The sequence below is a fragment of the Nigerium sp. genome, from assembly GCF_039811905.1.
Classification (GTDB): domain Bacteria; phylum Actinomycetota; class Actinomycetes; order Propionibacteriales; family Propionibacteriaceae; genus Propioniciclava.
Genome location: NZ_JBDHZL010000066.1, coordinates 1 through 14,623 on the forward strand (window position 1 = coordinate 1; position 14,623 = coordinate 14,623).

Consider the following 14,623-nt stretch of genomic DNA (forward strand, 5'->3'; position numbering starts at 1 on the left):
GTCCTATTCGCTGCCGGCTGGGCGCGTGAGCTCGGGCGGCCGGGGACGCCGAGTCGACGGGCAGACCCTGACTGGCTCGTTCTGGAAGTGAGGCCCCCAGCGGACGCCCGCTCCCGGGGCGTCATCGAGCACAAGCCAGTCAGGGTGCCTGGGGTGCCCGGCCCCACGGGGCCTCTCGCGACGGGCGCCCCTGGCTCGACAGCCGGACCGGTGGGTAGAGTGCGCCGCAGACAGGGGAGCGCCACCGGCGCTGAGAGTGCGGCCCGCCGCAGACCCTCGAACCTGACCCGGTTCGCACCGGCGTAGGGAGTCGAGCCTTCTCCTCGGCCGATCCCGAGCCCCCACCGAGAACCGACCTCAGCACGAGGGACGGCGGCCAGCACTGCGAAACGTCGATGCGGACCACCACGCGCGGAGTCGTCCCACCAATCCGCTGATTGAGCGTTCAATAAAACGGGAGGCCTCAACCACCGGCGGCGTCCACGCGTGGGGGAGACCCGAGCGTCCTTCGAACCGCGTTCGCGAAACGGGCCACCGCTGACTGAGCCGGGCCGCAACAGCCCGGCCGCCGGTCAGCTCACGATCACGAGGCGCGTCAGCTCCAGGTCGGGGTGCGGCCGCACCGCGCGCACCGTGGCCGACAACCGCCGCTTCTTGAGCTCCTTCGCCGCGCCAGCTACCTCCGCCTGCGCGCGTTCGCCCTTGAGGGCCACGAACCGGCCACCCGGGACGAACAGGTGCTGCGTCCACGCCAGCAGGCGGGGGAGTGGGGCGACGGCTCGGCAGGTGACGACGTCGTAGAGCTCGCGGTGATCCTCCGCGCGGCCGCGGACGACCCGCACCTGCTCGGCCAGACCCAGCTCGTCGACAGTCACCGTCAGGAACTTCGCCCGGCGTTCCAGCGGTTCCAGCAGCGTCACCCGAGCGTCCGGACGCGCGAGCGCCAGCGGGATTCCGGGCAACCCGGCCCCGCTGCCGACGTCGACGACGAACGCGCCGTCGGGGACGGCGTCCTCCACCGCGACGCTGTTCAGCACGTGCCGCTCCCAGAGCCGGTCGAGCTCGCGCGGGCCGATCAGCCCCCACTCGACGCCGCGGGTCGCGAGAATCCCGACGTACTGCTCGGCCGCACCGAGGGCGTCCGAAAAAAGCTCGGCGGCCGCGGCAGGAGCCGGGCCGCCGAGTGTAGGCGATGTCATCGAGCCGTCAGACCTTCGGCATGACGACGACACGACGCCGGGGCTCTTCGCCCTCGGACTCGCTGGTCAGGCCCGCATCGGCGATCGCGTCGTGGACGATCTTGCGCTCGAACGGGTTCATGGGGGAGAGCCGCACCGGCTCGCCCGATTCCTTCACCTCGGCGATCGCGTCGGCGGCCAGATCCTGCAGGACTGCCCGACGCTTCTCGCGGTGCCCCGCGATGTCGAGCATCAAGCGGCTGCGGTGGCCAGTCTCCGTCATGACGGCCAGACGCGAGAGCTCTTGGAGCGCCTCCAGCACCTCGCCGTTCTTGCCGACCAGCACGTCCGCATCGGTCAGGATCGAGACGTGCGCGCGGCCGCCCTCGTTGAAGGTGTCGATGTCGCCGTCGAGATCGGCGATGTCGAGCAACTCCTCCAGGTAGTCGGCCGCGATCTCGCCCTCGTTGGTGAGCGCCTCCTCGCGCCGGCTCATCCGCCGTTCGGACGCCTCCGCGCCCTCCTCGTCGGACGCCTCATCCCCAGACCCCTCTTCCGAGGCGTCGTCCTCGGTCGCTGCCCCCTCAGGGGTCTCGGCCTCGGTGTCCGCGGACGCCTCCGCGGGGACGGGCTCGGCGACGATCCCGTTCTCCGGGGTCGGCTGATCGTCGGCGGTCTGCACCGCCGCGTCCTGTTCGGTCATGTCACTCCTTCGGCTTCGCCTTGCGCCGGGCCCGGGACTGCTTCGACGGCTGCTGACGCCGGATGCGCGAGGCGTCGTCCACCGGGACGGGGCTGCTCTTCTTCGTGGGCTCCTCGGACGCCTGCCGCGGCGCCTTCCTGGCTCCCGTGGGTTTCGTGGCGGACCGCGACGTCTTCACGTCGTTGCCCATCGACTGGCGCGCCACGCGCGTCGGGTCGGACGCCTGCGTCGCACGCGGCTTCGCGCCGACGCCCAGGCGCTTGCGGATGATGGCGTCCGGATCCTTGCCCTTCGCCTTCATCCGGTCCTCCCAGTCGAGGTAGGCCGGCGTGTTCGGCGCGGGGGAGTTGTGGACCAGGATGTACTGCTGGCCCAGCGTCCACAGGTTCGAGGCGAGCCAGTAGATCATGACGCCGATCGGCACCGCGATGCCGGTGAACAGGTAGATCACCGGGAACATGTACAGCATCATCTTCTGCTGCTGCGCCATGGGGCCCTCGAGGGCCTCGGGCGGCATGTTCTTGCGCATCATCTGCAACTGGGTGATGAACAGGGTCACCGTCATGGCGATGATCAGGAACGCGGCGACGAACTGCGTCGGCCCGATCGTGGTGATGGGCATGAAGCGGCCCGACAGCTCCGCGCCGAAGATCGTCGCGTGCCGCAGCGAGTCGACCAGGTGCGGGTTGTCCACGAAGAACTGCCCCATGGGGTCACCGCGCGACACGAAGTTCAGCACGTTGAACAGGCCGATGAAGATCGGCATCTGCAGCAGGATCGGCAGGCAGGACGCCGCGGGGTTCACGTTCTCCTCGCGGTACATCTTCATCGTTTCCTGGCCGAGCCGCTCCCGGTCGGCGCCGTACTTGTCCTGGAGCGCCTTGAGCTTCGGCCCGAGCAACTGCATCTTGCGCGAGGTGTTGATCTGCCTGACGAACAGGGGGATCATCAGCGTCCGGATGACGACGGTCAGGCTGACGATCGCCAGCGTCCACGTCCACCCGGAGTTCGGGTCCATGAACTGGCTGAACAGCCAGTGGAACCCGACGATGATGCCCGAGATCACCCAGTAGATGGGCTGCATCATCGTGTTCAGGCCAGCGCCGATCGAATCCCACACCGTCAGTGGCACGAGCAGGAAGGACGAGAGAGTGTTCACAAACCACCTCGACTAGAGAAGGTCTCCGGGACGGGGTCGTACCCGCCCGCCGACCAGGGGTGACACCGCCGCAGGCGGTTGACCGTCAGAACCAGGCCGCGCCAGGCTCCATGACGCTCGAACGATTCGAGCGCGTAGGCCGAGCAGGTCGGCCGATATTTGCACACGTCGCCGTACAGGGGGCTGATCAGCCGCCGGTACGCCTTCATGAATCCGATGAACAGGTACTTCATGCCGCCTCGAGCCGTTCGACGGTCTGCGCCCACGCGGACCGCAGGTCGCTGCGCAGCGCCGCGGCGGGCCGACGCGAGGCGGGCGGTAACGCGCGAACCACCACGTCCATGCCGAACGTCGTGGATCGGGTCGACTCCGCGACCAGGTGCCGCAACTGTCGCTTCACCCGGTTGCGCGTCACCGCGTTGCCGATCGCCTTGGACACCACGAACCCCGCCCGGATGGGCGGCTGGTCGGTGCGTCGGGCGTGCACCACGAGGGTTTCACGACCGACCCGGACGCCTCGCCGCACCGTGGCGCGGAAATCGTCCGAACTGCGCAGGCGCGCAGCGGCGGGCAACACGGCGATGTCGGGCGTCAGCCAGCGAGGCGAGCCCGGCCCTTGCTGCGCCGGGCGGCCAGGATCGCGCGGCCGGCGCGCGTCCGCATCCGGAGGCGGAAGCCGTGGGTGCGGCTGCGACGCCGGTTGCTGGGCTGGAAAGTGCGCTTGCTCACGAGAGCTCCCCACAATCTGCTGGTTCGTCGGACGACTGCGCCCACATGGGCGCAGGCTGTCGCCAGGACAGCGACTGTCCAACGATACGCGGCGGGTGCACATCCGGGCAAACCGGACGCCGCGCCGCATTCGTCCAGTCGACACGCCGTCGTCCACCCAGACCATCCATAAATGATTTGCTACGCCACCAGGGTCGTCAGTAGCGTTACGCTCTGCTGACAAACAGTCGGCCTGATTCACCCACCCGCGCGTTCCGGCGTCACGCTCACGTATGCTGCTATCTCCACATCCTGTGGATAAACGTGTGGATATATAGTTGACAAGGGGACTTCCTATGCCGAACGAGGCGGAGAACATCCTCGCCACGGCATGGAGCCACGTCGTCTCCTCTGCAGATTCCTCCACGCGCGCCTGGATCACCGCGCTCCGCGTCGAGGGCCTGCACGACAACACCGTCGTCGCGGCCGTCGCCCACGAGTTCACCCGCGAGCGCATCGAGAAGCGGTTCCGCACCTGGATCGAGGAGAAGCTCTCCGACGAGTTGCGGCGTCCCATTCGTCTGGCCGTCACGATCGACCCCGACCTGGAGCTCACGTTCGACGAAGAGCCGGACGCCGCGGCCCCCGGCCCCCAGGAGACGCCCCTCCCGATGGCCGTGCCGTCGTACGGCTTCGGCAGCGCGCCGCGTCCCTCGAGCCCGCAGGACGGGGGAGACCGGCTCAACCCCAAGTACACCTTCGACAACTTCGTCATCGGGTCGTCGAACCGGTTCGCGCACGCGGCCGCCATCGCGGTCGCCGAGTCGCCCGGCAAGGCCTACAACCCGCTGATGATCTACGGCGACTCCGGCCTCGGCAAGACCCATCTCCTGCACGCGCTGGGCCACTACGTGCGGGAGTACTACGACGGCGTCCGGGTGAAGTACGTCTCGACCGAAGAGCTGACGAACGACTTCATCAACGCGATCACCGACAACCGCACGGCGGAGTTCCGGCGGACCTACCGCGACATCGACGTGCTGCTGATCGACGACATCCAGTTCCTGGAGAGCAAGATCCAGACGCAGGAGGAGTTCTTCCACACCTTCAACACGCTGCACAACGCGCAGAAGCAAATCGTGCTGACGTGCGACCGCCCGCCCAAGGCGCTCGAGGCGCTGGAGCCGCGGCTGCGCAGCCGGTTCGAGTGGGGCCTGATCACCGACATCCAGCCGCCCGACCTCGAGACGCGGATCGCGATCCTGCGCAAGAAGGCCATCGCCGAGCATCTGACCGCCGGGCCCGACGTGCTCGAGTTCATCGCCAGCAAGATCCAGACGAACATCCGCGAGCTGGAGGGCGCGCTCATCCGCGTGACCGCGTTTGCGAGCCTGAACAGCCAGCGCGTCGACCTGGCGCTGGCCGAGCAGGTGCTCAAGGACCTCATCCCCGACGGCGGGGACGCCCCCATCAGCCCGCAGGTCATCATGAACGCCACCGCGCACTACTTCGGCGTGACCGTGAGCGACCTGTGCGGCAGCAGCCGCACGCACGTGCTGGTCACCGCGCGGCAGATCGCCATGTATCTGTGCCGCGAGCTCACCGACATGAGCCTGCCGAAGATCGGCCAGCTCTTCGGCGGCCGCGATCACACGACCGTCATGCACGCCGATCGCAAGATCCGGCAGTTGCTGTCCGAGCGACGCTCGGTCTACAACCAGGTGACCGAGCTCACCAACCGCATCAAGAACACCCGCTGAGGACGCCCCCGGCGCCGGTCCCTGCGGCGCCGGACCCTCGCACTTCGCTCGCGCGGTCGGGTCGACCCCGGCGTGAATCGCGACCGCCACCCGTTTGGCACGCCCTCTCCCAGACCCCGCGCACCCTGTGGTCAACGCCTCCGCCCGGTGGACGGTTCTGACCACAACGCTGTGGATAACCCGGATCGCCTGTGGACGGCGGCCCGCGGCGTCCTCGTTCTCCACAGAGGTCCCGCCGAAACACGCCCCCATCCACAGGACCGTCCACTTCGCGACACGCGGCCCGACGAGGGACGACGCGGGTTGTCCCCCGAATCCACAGCGGTGAAGACGATGACCAATTCATCCATCTCTGATTCTCTTAAAAGCCGGCGCCCGGATGTTCTGTGGGTATCTGTCGGCCCTCGTCGTTATGATCGGCGGGGAACCCAGCCGACAGGGAGAAACAAGCGTGAAGATTCGACTCGAGCGTGACGTCCTGGCCGACGCCGTCCAGTGGGCTGCTCGAAGCCTGCCCAACCGTCCGAGTGTGCCGATCCTCGCGGGGCTACGCATGGAGGCACGGGGCGACCAGTTGATCCTGTCGGGGTTCGACTACGAGACGTCCGCGCGCATCGCGGTCGCGGCCGACGTCGCCGACGAGGGGGTCGCGCTGGTCTCCGGCCGGCTGCTCGCCGACATCGCCCGCTCGCTGCCGAACAAGCCGGTCGATCTGTCGTCCGACGAGATCAAGATGGAGCTCGTGTGCGGCAGCGCGCGGTTCACCCTGCAGATGCTGCCGGTGAACGAGTACCCCGAGCTGCCGGAGATGCCGGAGGCGTCCGGCACGATCGCGAGCGCCGAGTTCGCGCAGGCGGTCTCCCAGGTCGTCGTGGCCGCCGGGCGCGACGAACTGCTGCCGGTGTTCACCGGCGTCCGGCTGGAGATCGAGGGCGACACCCTCTCGCTGCTGGCGACCGACCGCTACCGCATGGCGCTGAAGGAGATCACCTGGAATCCGGACAAGGCCGGCCAGGGCGCCGCGTTGGTGCCGGCGAAGGTCCTGAGCGAGACCGCCCGCTCGATGACGTCGGGCGAGCAGGTGACGCTGAGCCTGTCGTCGGGGGAGACGGGGGATGGGCTGATCGGCTTCGCGGGCGACGGGGCGTCCGGCACGCGGCAGATCACGACGCGCCTGCTCGACGGGGAGTTCCCGAAGGTGCGCCACCTCATGAGCGTCCAGCCGACCGTGACGGTGCGCGTCAACACGCACGAGGTCATCGACGCCGTCCGGCGCGTGGCCCTCGTGGCGGAGCGCAACACGTCGCTGCGCATGATGATCGCCGAGAACGACATCACGCTCGAGGCGGCCACGGGCGACCAGGCGCAGGCGGTCGAGCGCGTCGAGGCGGTGGTGGAGGATCACCAGGGCGGCGGCCTCGCCATGACGGCCGCCGGTTTCAACCCGCACTACCTCTCCGACGCGCTCAACGCGCTCGACACCCCGTATGTGAACTTCTCGTTCACCGCGCCGGGCAAGCCGTGCCTGCTGACGCCGCTGGCCGAGATCGACGGGGAGCCGTCGACCGACTACCGGCACGTCATCATGCTGATGCGCCTGCCGTCGTGACCGGGGCGCGGCGTCCTGCGGGCGCGGGGTAGGTTCGTCGGGTGTTCGTCATTCACCTGAGCCTGGCCGATTTTCGCAGCTACGCCCACGTCGAGGCGGAGTTGGGCCCGGGCGTCACGGTGTTCACCGGGCGCAACGGTCAGGGCAAGACGAACCTGGTCGAGGCCGTCGAATACCTGGCGACGCTCGGCTCGCACCGGGTGGCCGCCGACGCCCCCCTCATCAGGATGGGCGCGGCGCGCGCGCTCGTGCGGGGTCGCGTCCAGGCCGGCGTGGACGACGCGCGGCAACTGCTGCTCGAGATCGAGATCAACAGCGGTAAGGCGAACAAGGCGTCCCTGAACCGCGGCCCGCTGAAGCGTCCGCGCGATCTGCTGGGGGCGCTGCGGGTCGTGCTCTTCTCGCCGGAGGATCTGGCGCTGGTGAAGGGCGATCCGTCGGACCGCCGCCGGTTTCTGGACGAGCTGCTGACCCAGCGGTGGCCGCGGATGGCAGGCGTCCGGGCGGACTACGACCGCGTCCTTCGGCAGCGCTCGACGCTGCTGAAGTCGTTGTCCGGACGCCGCGGGCCGGTGCCCGCGGAGGCGGACGCCACCCTCGAGGTCTGGGACGACACGCTCGCCGGCCTCGGCGCCGACCTCATGGCGGCGCGGCTGACCACCCTCGCCGATCTCGGCGATCCGGTCGCCGCGGCCCACGCCGACATCGCGCCGACCAACAACCTCGCCACGCTGGCGTACAAGGCGGCGACCGTCGAGGAACCCCTCGCGGACGCCGCCCAGCTCGCCCCCGACGAGCTGCGCGGACGCCTCCGTGCGGCCATGGGCGAGCGCCGGCGCGACGAGATCGCCCGCGGGGTGAGCCTGGTGGGGCCGCACCGCGACGATGTCGTGCTGGGGCTGGGGGACTTGCCGGCCAAGGGGTACGCCTCCCACGGCGAGTGCTGGTCGTTCGCCCTCGCGCTGCGGCTCGGCAGCGACGCGGTGCTGCGGGCCGACGGGGTGTCGCCGGTCTTGATCCTCGACGACGTCTTCGCTGAACTGGACGAGGTGCGCCGCGCCCGCCTCGCCGACCGCGTCGCCGGCGCCGAGCAGGTGCTCATCACGGCGGCGGTCGCGGGCGACGTGCCCAAGGCGCTGCACGGGCGCCGGTTCGTGGTGGCGGACGGGGAGGTGACGACCGATGACGAGGAACCCTGACGGCGAGGGTCCTGAGCAGCCGGACGCCGAGTTTTCCACAGGGTCACAGGCGCCTGTGGATCCTGTGGATATCAACCCCCTCGGGTTGGATCTCGCCCGGTCGATCGCCGAAGCCGCTAGCCACAGCGCCCTTCCGCCCCCGCAGGCCGCGCGCCGGCGTAAGCCGCGGCCGCGGCGTCCGGCCTCGGGCCGACGGGGGAGCGACGACCCGACCGCGCTCGGCGAGGCGCTGGAGGAGTTCGTGAGCGAGCGCGGCTGGCGCACCGAGGTGAACGTCCAGCTGCTGCTGGGCCGCTGGCCGTCGATCGTGGGGGAGGCCAACGCCGCCCACTCCCGGCCTGAGAGCTTCACCGCCGGCATCGTGACCGTGCGGGCCGACAGCACGGCGTGGGCGTCCCAGCTGCGCCTGATGACGCCCCAGCTACTCGCGAAGCTCAACGCGGCCCTGGGTGACGGGACGATCAAGAAGATCGTGATCAAGGGTCCGGACGCCCCGAGCTGGAAGCACGGCCCGCGCAGCGTCAGCGACGGCCGAGGACCCCGAGACACCTACGGGTAGTGCCGCGCCCCCGCGCGGGTCCGGGGCAGTAGCGCCCCGGCGTCCGACGGGCCGCGCCCGAGGCGTCCATGACGCTGTTTTCGCGCGAGAGGCGACAGCCCCCGGGCAACGTATGGCCCCCGAGGACAGGGGGTCGCGCGCCGCAGAGCGCCGTTTGTGCCATTTCAGCGGGATGTCGGCCTCCCTGCGTCCTCCAGGATTTGGGTGCCGGGGGTACCATGGACATGTTCTGAGGTGGCGCGCGCCCGCGTCCGTTTCGCGCCGTCGCCCCTCGTGTGCCGAAGAGAGGGTTTGCGTGAGCGAAGCACTAGCCGACGACGTCCCAGGCTCGACGCCCTCCACCGCTTCCGCTGTCGAGGCAGGCGCCTACGACGCCGGCTCGATCACGGTGCTGGAGGGGCTCGAGGCGGTCCGCAAGCGCCCCGGCATGTACATCGGTTCCACCGGCGAACGCGGCCTGCACCACCTCGTCTACGAGGTGGTCGACAACTCGGTCGACGAGGCGCTGGCCGGCTACTGCGACGAGATCACCGTGCGGCTGCTGCCGAACGACGGCGTCCAGGTGAGCGATAACGGCCGCGGCATCCCGGTCGCGATGCACCCCACCGAAGGCATGTCCGCGCTGACCGTCGCGCTCACGGTGCTGCACGCGGGCGGCAAGTTCGGTACGGGCGGCTACAAGGTGTCGGGCGGCCTGCACGGCGTCGGCGTCTCGGTGGTGAACGCGTTGTCGGATCATCTGACGGTCGACGTCCGGCGCGACGGCTACCACTGGCGGCAGTCGTTCTCGCTCGGTACGCCCGATGCGCCGCTCGAGCGGCTGGAGGAGTCGGAGGAGACGGGCACGACGGTCACGTTCCACCCGTCGGCGGAGATCTTCGAGACCACCCACTTCAGTTGGGACACGCTGGTCACCCGCTTCCGCGAGATGTGCTTCCTGAACAAGGGCCTGCGCATCACGATCGTCGACGAGCGGCCGGCGACGGCGGCGTCCGAGGAGGATGAGGAGCTCGATACCGGCGCCGACCTGGACGCGGAGGTCAACGCCCGCGAGAAGTCGTTCCGGTTCGACGCGGGCCTCATCGACTACGTGAAGTTCCTGACCGGCACGAAAGAGGTGATCCACCCGTCCGTCATCGCGATGGAGGCGGTGAACGCCGAGCAGGAGCTGTCGGTCGAGGTCGCGATGCAGTGGAACAGCTCGTTCGCCGAGTCGGTGCACACGTTCGCGAACACGATCAACACCCACGAGGGCGGCACGCACGAAGAGGGGTTCCGGGCGGCGCTCACCAACACCGTGAACCGGTGGGGCGAGCAGTGGGGCATGATCAAGAAGCGCGAGGATCGGCCGTCCGGCGACGACATCCGTGAGGGCCTGACGGCGATCGTGTCGGTGAAGATCGGCGAGCCGCAGTTCGAGGGCCAGACGAAGACGAAGTTGGGCAACACAGAGGTCAAGGGGTTCGTCCAGCGGGTGGGCAACGATCTGCTCGGCGACTGGTTCGAGAAGAACCCCTCGGAGGGGCGCGACATCATCCGCAAGGCCCAGGCCGCGGCGAACGCCCGCATGGCCGCGCGCAAGGCGCGCGACATGGCGCGCAACCGCAAGGGGCTCTTCGGCAACACGGGCCTGCCGGGCAAGCTGTCCGACTGCAGCTCGCGCAACCCGCACGAGTGCGAAGTGTTCATCGTGGAGGGCGACTCCGCCGGCGGCTCGGCGAAGGGCGGCCGTGACCCGCGCACGCAGGCGATCCTGCCCATCCGCGGCAAGATCCTGAACGTGGAGAAGGCCCGCCTCGACAAGATCCTCCAGAACAAGGAGGTCGAGGCGATCTTCAACGCGCTCGGCACCGGCGTCCAAGAGGATTTCGATGTCGACAAGCTCCGTTATCACAAGCTGATCCTGATGGCGGACGCCGACGTCGACGGCGCGCACATCCGCACCCTGCTGCTGACGCTGCTGTTCCGGTTCATGAAGCCGCTGATCGACGGCGGGTTCGTGTACTTGGCGCAGCCGCCGCTGTTCCGGCTGCGGTGGACGAATGCGCCGCACGAGCTGGCCTACAGCGACGAGCAGCGCGACGCGCTGCGCGACGCGGGCCTCACCGCCGGCAAGAAGCTGCCGAGCGTGAACCCGATCCAGCGCTACAAGGGCCTGGGCGAGATGGACGCGAAGGATCTTTGGGACACGACGATGGATCCCGACAAGCGCAGCCTGCTGCAGGTGAATCTGGAGGACGCCGCGGCGGCCGACCAGATGTTCTCGATCCTCATGGGAGAGGACGTGACGGAGCGGCGCGCGTTCATCCAGCGCAACGCGAAGGACGTCCGCTTCCTCGACATCTGAGCTCGAAACGAACCAGCTTCTCAGTGACGCCGCCGGCCCGCACGGCCGGCCGAAGGGAACCGCATGAGTGACACGCCGAACGAGCCCCCCACGCCGGAGACGCCCGATCAGCCGCCGACGCCCGAAACGCCGGACGCGCCGGATCTGCCCGAGGAGGTCCATCAACAACTGGACGCCGAGGGCGCTTTCCAGGCGGCCGCGGGCGACGCGCCGGTCGCGGTCGTCTCCGACGACAACCCCGACCTCGAGCCGCGGCAGGGTCGCATCGACGAGGTGGATCTGCACGACGAGATCCAAAAGAGCTACCTCGACTACGCGATGAGCGTCATCGTCGGGCGAGCGCTGCCCGACGTCCGCGACGGGTTGAAGCCGGTGCATCGCCGCGTCCTGTACGCGATGTACGACGGCGGCTACCGGCCCGACCGGGGCTGGAACAAGTGCGCCCGCGTCGTCGGCGACGTGATGGGCACCTACCACCCGCACGGCGACACGGCGATCTATGACACCCTCGTCCGGCTGGCGCAGCCGTGGGTGATGCGGCTGAAGCTCGTCGACGGGCAGGGCAACTTCGGCTCGCCCGGCAACGACGGCGCGGCCGCCATGCGCTACACCGAGTGCAAGATGAACCCGCTGGCCATGGAGATGGTCCGCGACATCAACGAGAACACGGTCGACTTCCAGCCGAACTACGACGGTCGCGACAACGAGCCGGTCGTGCTGCCGGCGCGGTTCCCGAACCTGCTGGTCAACGGCTCGACCGGCATCGCGGTGGGCATGGCGACGAACATCCCGACGCACAACCTGCGCGAGGTGAACGACGCCGTCCAGTGGGTGTTGCGGCACACCGACCTGTCCCACGAGGAGATCCTCGAGGGCTGCATGGAGCGCATCAAGGGCCCCGACTTCCCGAACGGCGCCCTGATCGTCGGCCGCAAGGGCATCGAGGACGCCTACCGCACCGGTCGCGGCTCGGTCATCATGCGCGCGGTCATCAACATCGAAGAGGACGCCAAGGGCCGGACGTCCCTGGTCGTCACCGAGCTGCCGCACATGTGCAACCCCGACAACTTGGCGGCGAAGATCGCCGAGTTGGTGAACTCGGGACGCATCACGGGCATCGCGGACGTCCGCGACGAGACCTCGGCGCGCGCCGGCCAGCGGCTCGTGATCGTCCTGAAGAGGGACGCGCAGCCGCGCGTCGTGATGAACCAGCTCTACAAGCACACTCAGCTGCAGGACGCGTTCGGCTGCAACATGCTGGCGCTCGTCGACGACGTCCCGCGGACGCTGCGGCTCGACCAGTTCATCGTCTACTGGATCCGTCACCAGATCCAGGTCATCAAGCGGCGCACCCAGTACCGGCTCGACGAGGCCGAGAAGATGGCCCACATCCAGCGCGCGCTGGTGAAGGCGCTGGACGCGCTGGACGAGGTCATCGCGCTGATCCGGCGCAGCCCCGACACCGAGTCGGCGAACCTCGGTTTGCAGGAGTTGCTGGAGATCGACGAGGTGCAGGCCCGGGCGATCCTCGACATGCAGTTGCGCAAGCTGGCCGCCCTGGAGCGGCAGAAGATCATCGACCGGTTGGCCGAACTGGAGCGGATGATTGTCGATCTGAAGGACATCCTCGCCAAGCCCGAGCGGCAGCGCGAGATCGTGTCGGTCGAGCTGCAGGAGATCACCGACCGCTACGGAGACGAGCGCCGCACGAAGATCGTGTCGGCCGACGGCGACCTGTCGGATGAGGATCTCATCCCCGACGACGACATGATCGTGACCATCACCCACGGTGGCTACGCCAAGCGGACGCGGGCCGATCAGTACCGGCTGCAGCGCCGGGGCGGCAAGGGCGTCCGGGGGGCGAACCTGCGGGCCGACGACGAGGTGGAGCACCTCTTCGCGACCACGAGCCACCATTGGCTGCTGTTCTTCACGAACCTCGGCCGGGTCTACCGCGCGAAGGTGTGGCAGTTGCCCGAGGGCGGCCGCGACGCGAAGGGCGGGCACGTGGCCGGCCTGCTGTCGTTCCTGCCCGACGAGCACATCGCCGAAGTGCTCGCGATCAGGGATTACACGGCCGACGACTACCTCCTGCTGGCGACGAAGCGCGGCCTGGTGAAGAAGACCGACCTCACGGCGTACGATTCGCCGCGCCAGGCCGGGCTCATCGCGATCAACTTCCGGGACGCCGACGACGAACTCATCGGCGCGGCGACGATCAGCGGTGAGGACGACGTCCTGCTGATCTCCCGCAAGGGGCAGGCGATCCGCTTCCCGGCGTCCGATGAAGAGTTGCGCCCGATGGGACGCGCCACGTCCGGGGTCTCGGGCATGAAGTTCCGCGGTGGGGATGAGCTCCTCAGCATGGCGGTGATCGACGCCGACATGCCGACCGACGACCGCTTCGTGTTCACGGTCACCGACGAGGGCTACGCCAAACGCAGCGCGGTGTCGGAGTACCGCCGGCAGGGCCGCGGCGGCCTCGGCATCAAGGCGATGAAGCTCAACGAGGACCGGGGCGGGCTGGTCGGCGGGCTGGTCGTCTCGGCCGACGACGAGATCATCGCGATCAAGAACAGTGGGCAGATCATCCGGTCGTCGGTGAGCGAGGTCCCGAACAAGGGACGCGACACCATGGGCGTCAAGTTCGTCGGCCTCTCGGCGAACGATGCCGTGGCGGTGATTGCCTTGTACCCGGAGGCGTCCCAAGATGAGGAGTCGGCTACGGTTGACCCTGGCGCGGAGGCTGTCTCCGCTCCGGAAGCCACCCCTAAGGAGGACGACGGTGAGTGATCGGGCGCCTCGCGAGGTCACCCTCACGACGAATGAAGGGATGACGCTGACGTCGGCTCAGTCGTCCCGTCCTCAGGGGTCCCGGCGGACGCGCCGCGCCCGTCTGCGCGTCTCGCGCGTCGACCCGTGGTCGGTGATGAAGACGTGCTTCCTGTTCTCCATCGCGTTCGGCATCATGGCGTGGGTCGCGATCTACGTCGTCTGGTCGGTGATCACGAGTTCGGGCATGCTCGACGCGATGAACCAGGCGCTCACGTCGATCCTGTCCAGCCCGAGCGATCAGACGCCGGTGCGCATCGAAGACTTCGTGAACACCAACAAGGTGATGGGCGTCACGGCGCTGATCGCGGTGTTCAACGTGGTCATCCTCACCGCGCTGGGCACGATCTTCGCGTTCCTGTACAACCTGTCGGCGAACATCCTGGGCGGCCTGGAGCTGACCCTCGCCGAGGACTGACCGCGGCGAAGGCGTCCGATTTGAGCGGTGGGGGAGCGACGCGGTAGTGTGAGCCCTCGGTGCGAGGCACCACGGGCCTATAGCTCAGTCGGTTAGAGCGCCGCCCTGATAAGGCGGAGGTCACTGGTTCAAGTCCAGTTAGGCCCACCAC

Annotated in this window: 12 protein-coding genes, 1 tRNA gene, 1 pseudogene and 1 riboswitch; of the genes and pseudogenes, 8 read left to right on the forward strand and 6 right to left on the reverse strand. The window is 68.7% G+C overall.

All coding sequences use genetic code 11. The features are described from left to right. Positions 1-222: 222 nt before the first annotated feature. Positions 223-326: riboswitch (TPP riboswitch) on the forward strand. Positions 327-572: 246 nt separating this feature from the next. From rsmG to rpmH, 6 genes are all read right to left on the reverse strand, one after another. Beyond that, the gene (rsmG, locus tag WMJ97_RS10780; protein ID WP_347348996.1) at positions 573-1,199 is read right to left on the reverse strand and encodes a 16S rRNA (guanine(527)-N(7))-methyltransferase RsmG; all 627 of its coding nucleotides are present in this window, start codon (positions 1,197-1,199) and stop codon (positions 573-575) included. 7 nt (positions 1,200-1,206) lie between these two features. Continuing rightward, positions 1,207-1,674: a R3H domain-containing nucleic acid-binding protein gene (locus WMJ97_RS10785; protein WP_347349005.1), complete on the reverse strand. Its 468-nt coding sequence runs from the start codon at positions 1,672-1,674 to the stop codon at positions 1,207-1,209. A 208-nt stretch (positions 1,675-1,882) separates the two neighbouring features. Then, positions 1,883-3,019, reverse strand: a complete 1,137-nt coding sequence (gene yidC / locus WMJ97_RS10790; RefSeq protein WP_347349006.1) for a membrane protein insertase YidC — start codon at positions 3,017-3,019, stop codon at positions 1,883-1,885. Positions 3,020-3,036: 17 nt separating this feature from the next. After that, positions 3,037-3,273 carry a membrane protein insertion efficiency factor YidD gene (gene yidD, locus WMJ97_RS10795; protein ID WP_347348997.1) on the reverse strand — a complete coding sequence of 79 codons (237 nt, stop codon included), beginning with the start codon at positions 3,271-3,273 and terminating at the stop codon, positions 3,037-3,039. Continuing rightward, positions 3,270-3,617, reverse strand: coding sequence for a ribonuclease P protein component (gene rnpA, locus WMJ97_RS10800; protein ID WP_347348998.1), 348 nt, complete (start codon positions 3,615-3,617; stop codon positions 3,270-3,272). Before rnpA ends, yidD begins: the two co-directional genes overlap by 4 nt. Positions 3,618-3,631: 14 nt before the next feature. Continuing rightward, on the reverse strand, positions 3,632-3,769 hold the full coding sequence (gene rpmH / locus WMJ97_RS10805; protein ID WP_347348999.1) for a 50S ribosomal protein L34: 138 nt from the start codon (positions 3,767-3,769) through the stop codon (positions 3,632-3,634). 335 nt (positions 3,770-4,104) lie between these two features. Between rpmH and dnaA the strand changes: the two genes are divergently transcribed. The 8 genes and pseudogenes from dnaA (at position 4,105) to WMJ97_RS10845 (ending at position 14,622) form a co-directional block, all read left to right on the forward strand. Then, entirely contained in the window at positions 4,105-5,508 is a 1,404-nt protein-coding gene (gene dnaA / locus WMJ97_RS10810; protein WP_347349000.1) for a chromosomal replication initiator protein DnaA, read from the forward strand. Between the two features lie 451 nt (positions 5,509-5,959). Beyond that, the gene (dnaN, locus tag WMJ97_RS10815; protein ID WP_347349001.1) at positions 5,960-7,117 is read left to right on the forward strand and encodes a DNA polymerase III subunit beta; all 1,158 of its coding nucleotides are present in this window, start codon (positions 5,960-5,962) and stop codon (positions 7,115-7,117) included. A gap of 41 nt (positions 7,118-7,158) precedes the next feature. Continuing rightward, positions 7,159-8,316, forward strand: a complete 1,158-nt coding sequence (recF, locus tag WMJ97_RS10820; RefSeq protein ID WP_347349002.1) for a DNA replication/repair protein RecF — start codon at positions 7,159-7,161, stop codon at positions 8,314-8,316. Positions 8,317-8,380: 64 nt separating this feature from the next. Beyond that, positions 8,381-8,875: a DciA family protein gene (locus WMJ97_RS10825; RefSeq protein ID WP_347349003.1), complete on the forward strand. Its 495-nt coding sequence runs from the start codon at positions 8,381-8,383 to the stop codon at positions 8,873-8,875. Positions 8,876-9,236: 361 nt separating this feature from the next. After that, a pseudogene (gene gyrB, locus WMJ97_RS10830) lies at positions 9,237-11,222 on the forward strand (DNA topoisomerase (ATP-hydrolyzing) subunit B); the annotation flags it as partial. A gap of 264 nt (positions 11,223-11,486) precedes the next feature. Beyond that, the gene (gene gyrA, locus WMJ97_RS10835) at positions 11,487-14,015 is read left to right on the forward strand and encodes a DNA gyrase subunit A (RefSeq protein ID WP_347349007.1); all 2,529 of its coding nucleotides are present in this window, start codon (positions 11,487-11,489) and stop codon (positions 14,013-14,015) included. Continuing rightward, the gene (locus tag WMJ97_RS10840; protein WP_347349004.1) at positions 14,008-14,472 is read left to right on the forward strand and encodes a DUF3566 domain-containing protein; all 465 of its coding nucleotides are present in this window, start codon (positions 14,008-14,010) and stop codon (positions 14,470-14,472) included. The genes gyrA and WMJ97_RS10840 overlap by 8 nt, the downstream gene beginning before the upstream one ends. Positions 14,473-14,545: 73 nt before the next feature. Beyond that, positions 14,546-14,622 (forward strand) — tRNA-Ile (locus WMJ97_RS10845). Position 14,623: the final 1 nt, after the last annotated feature.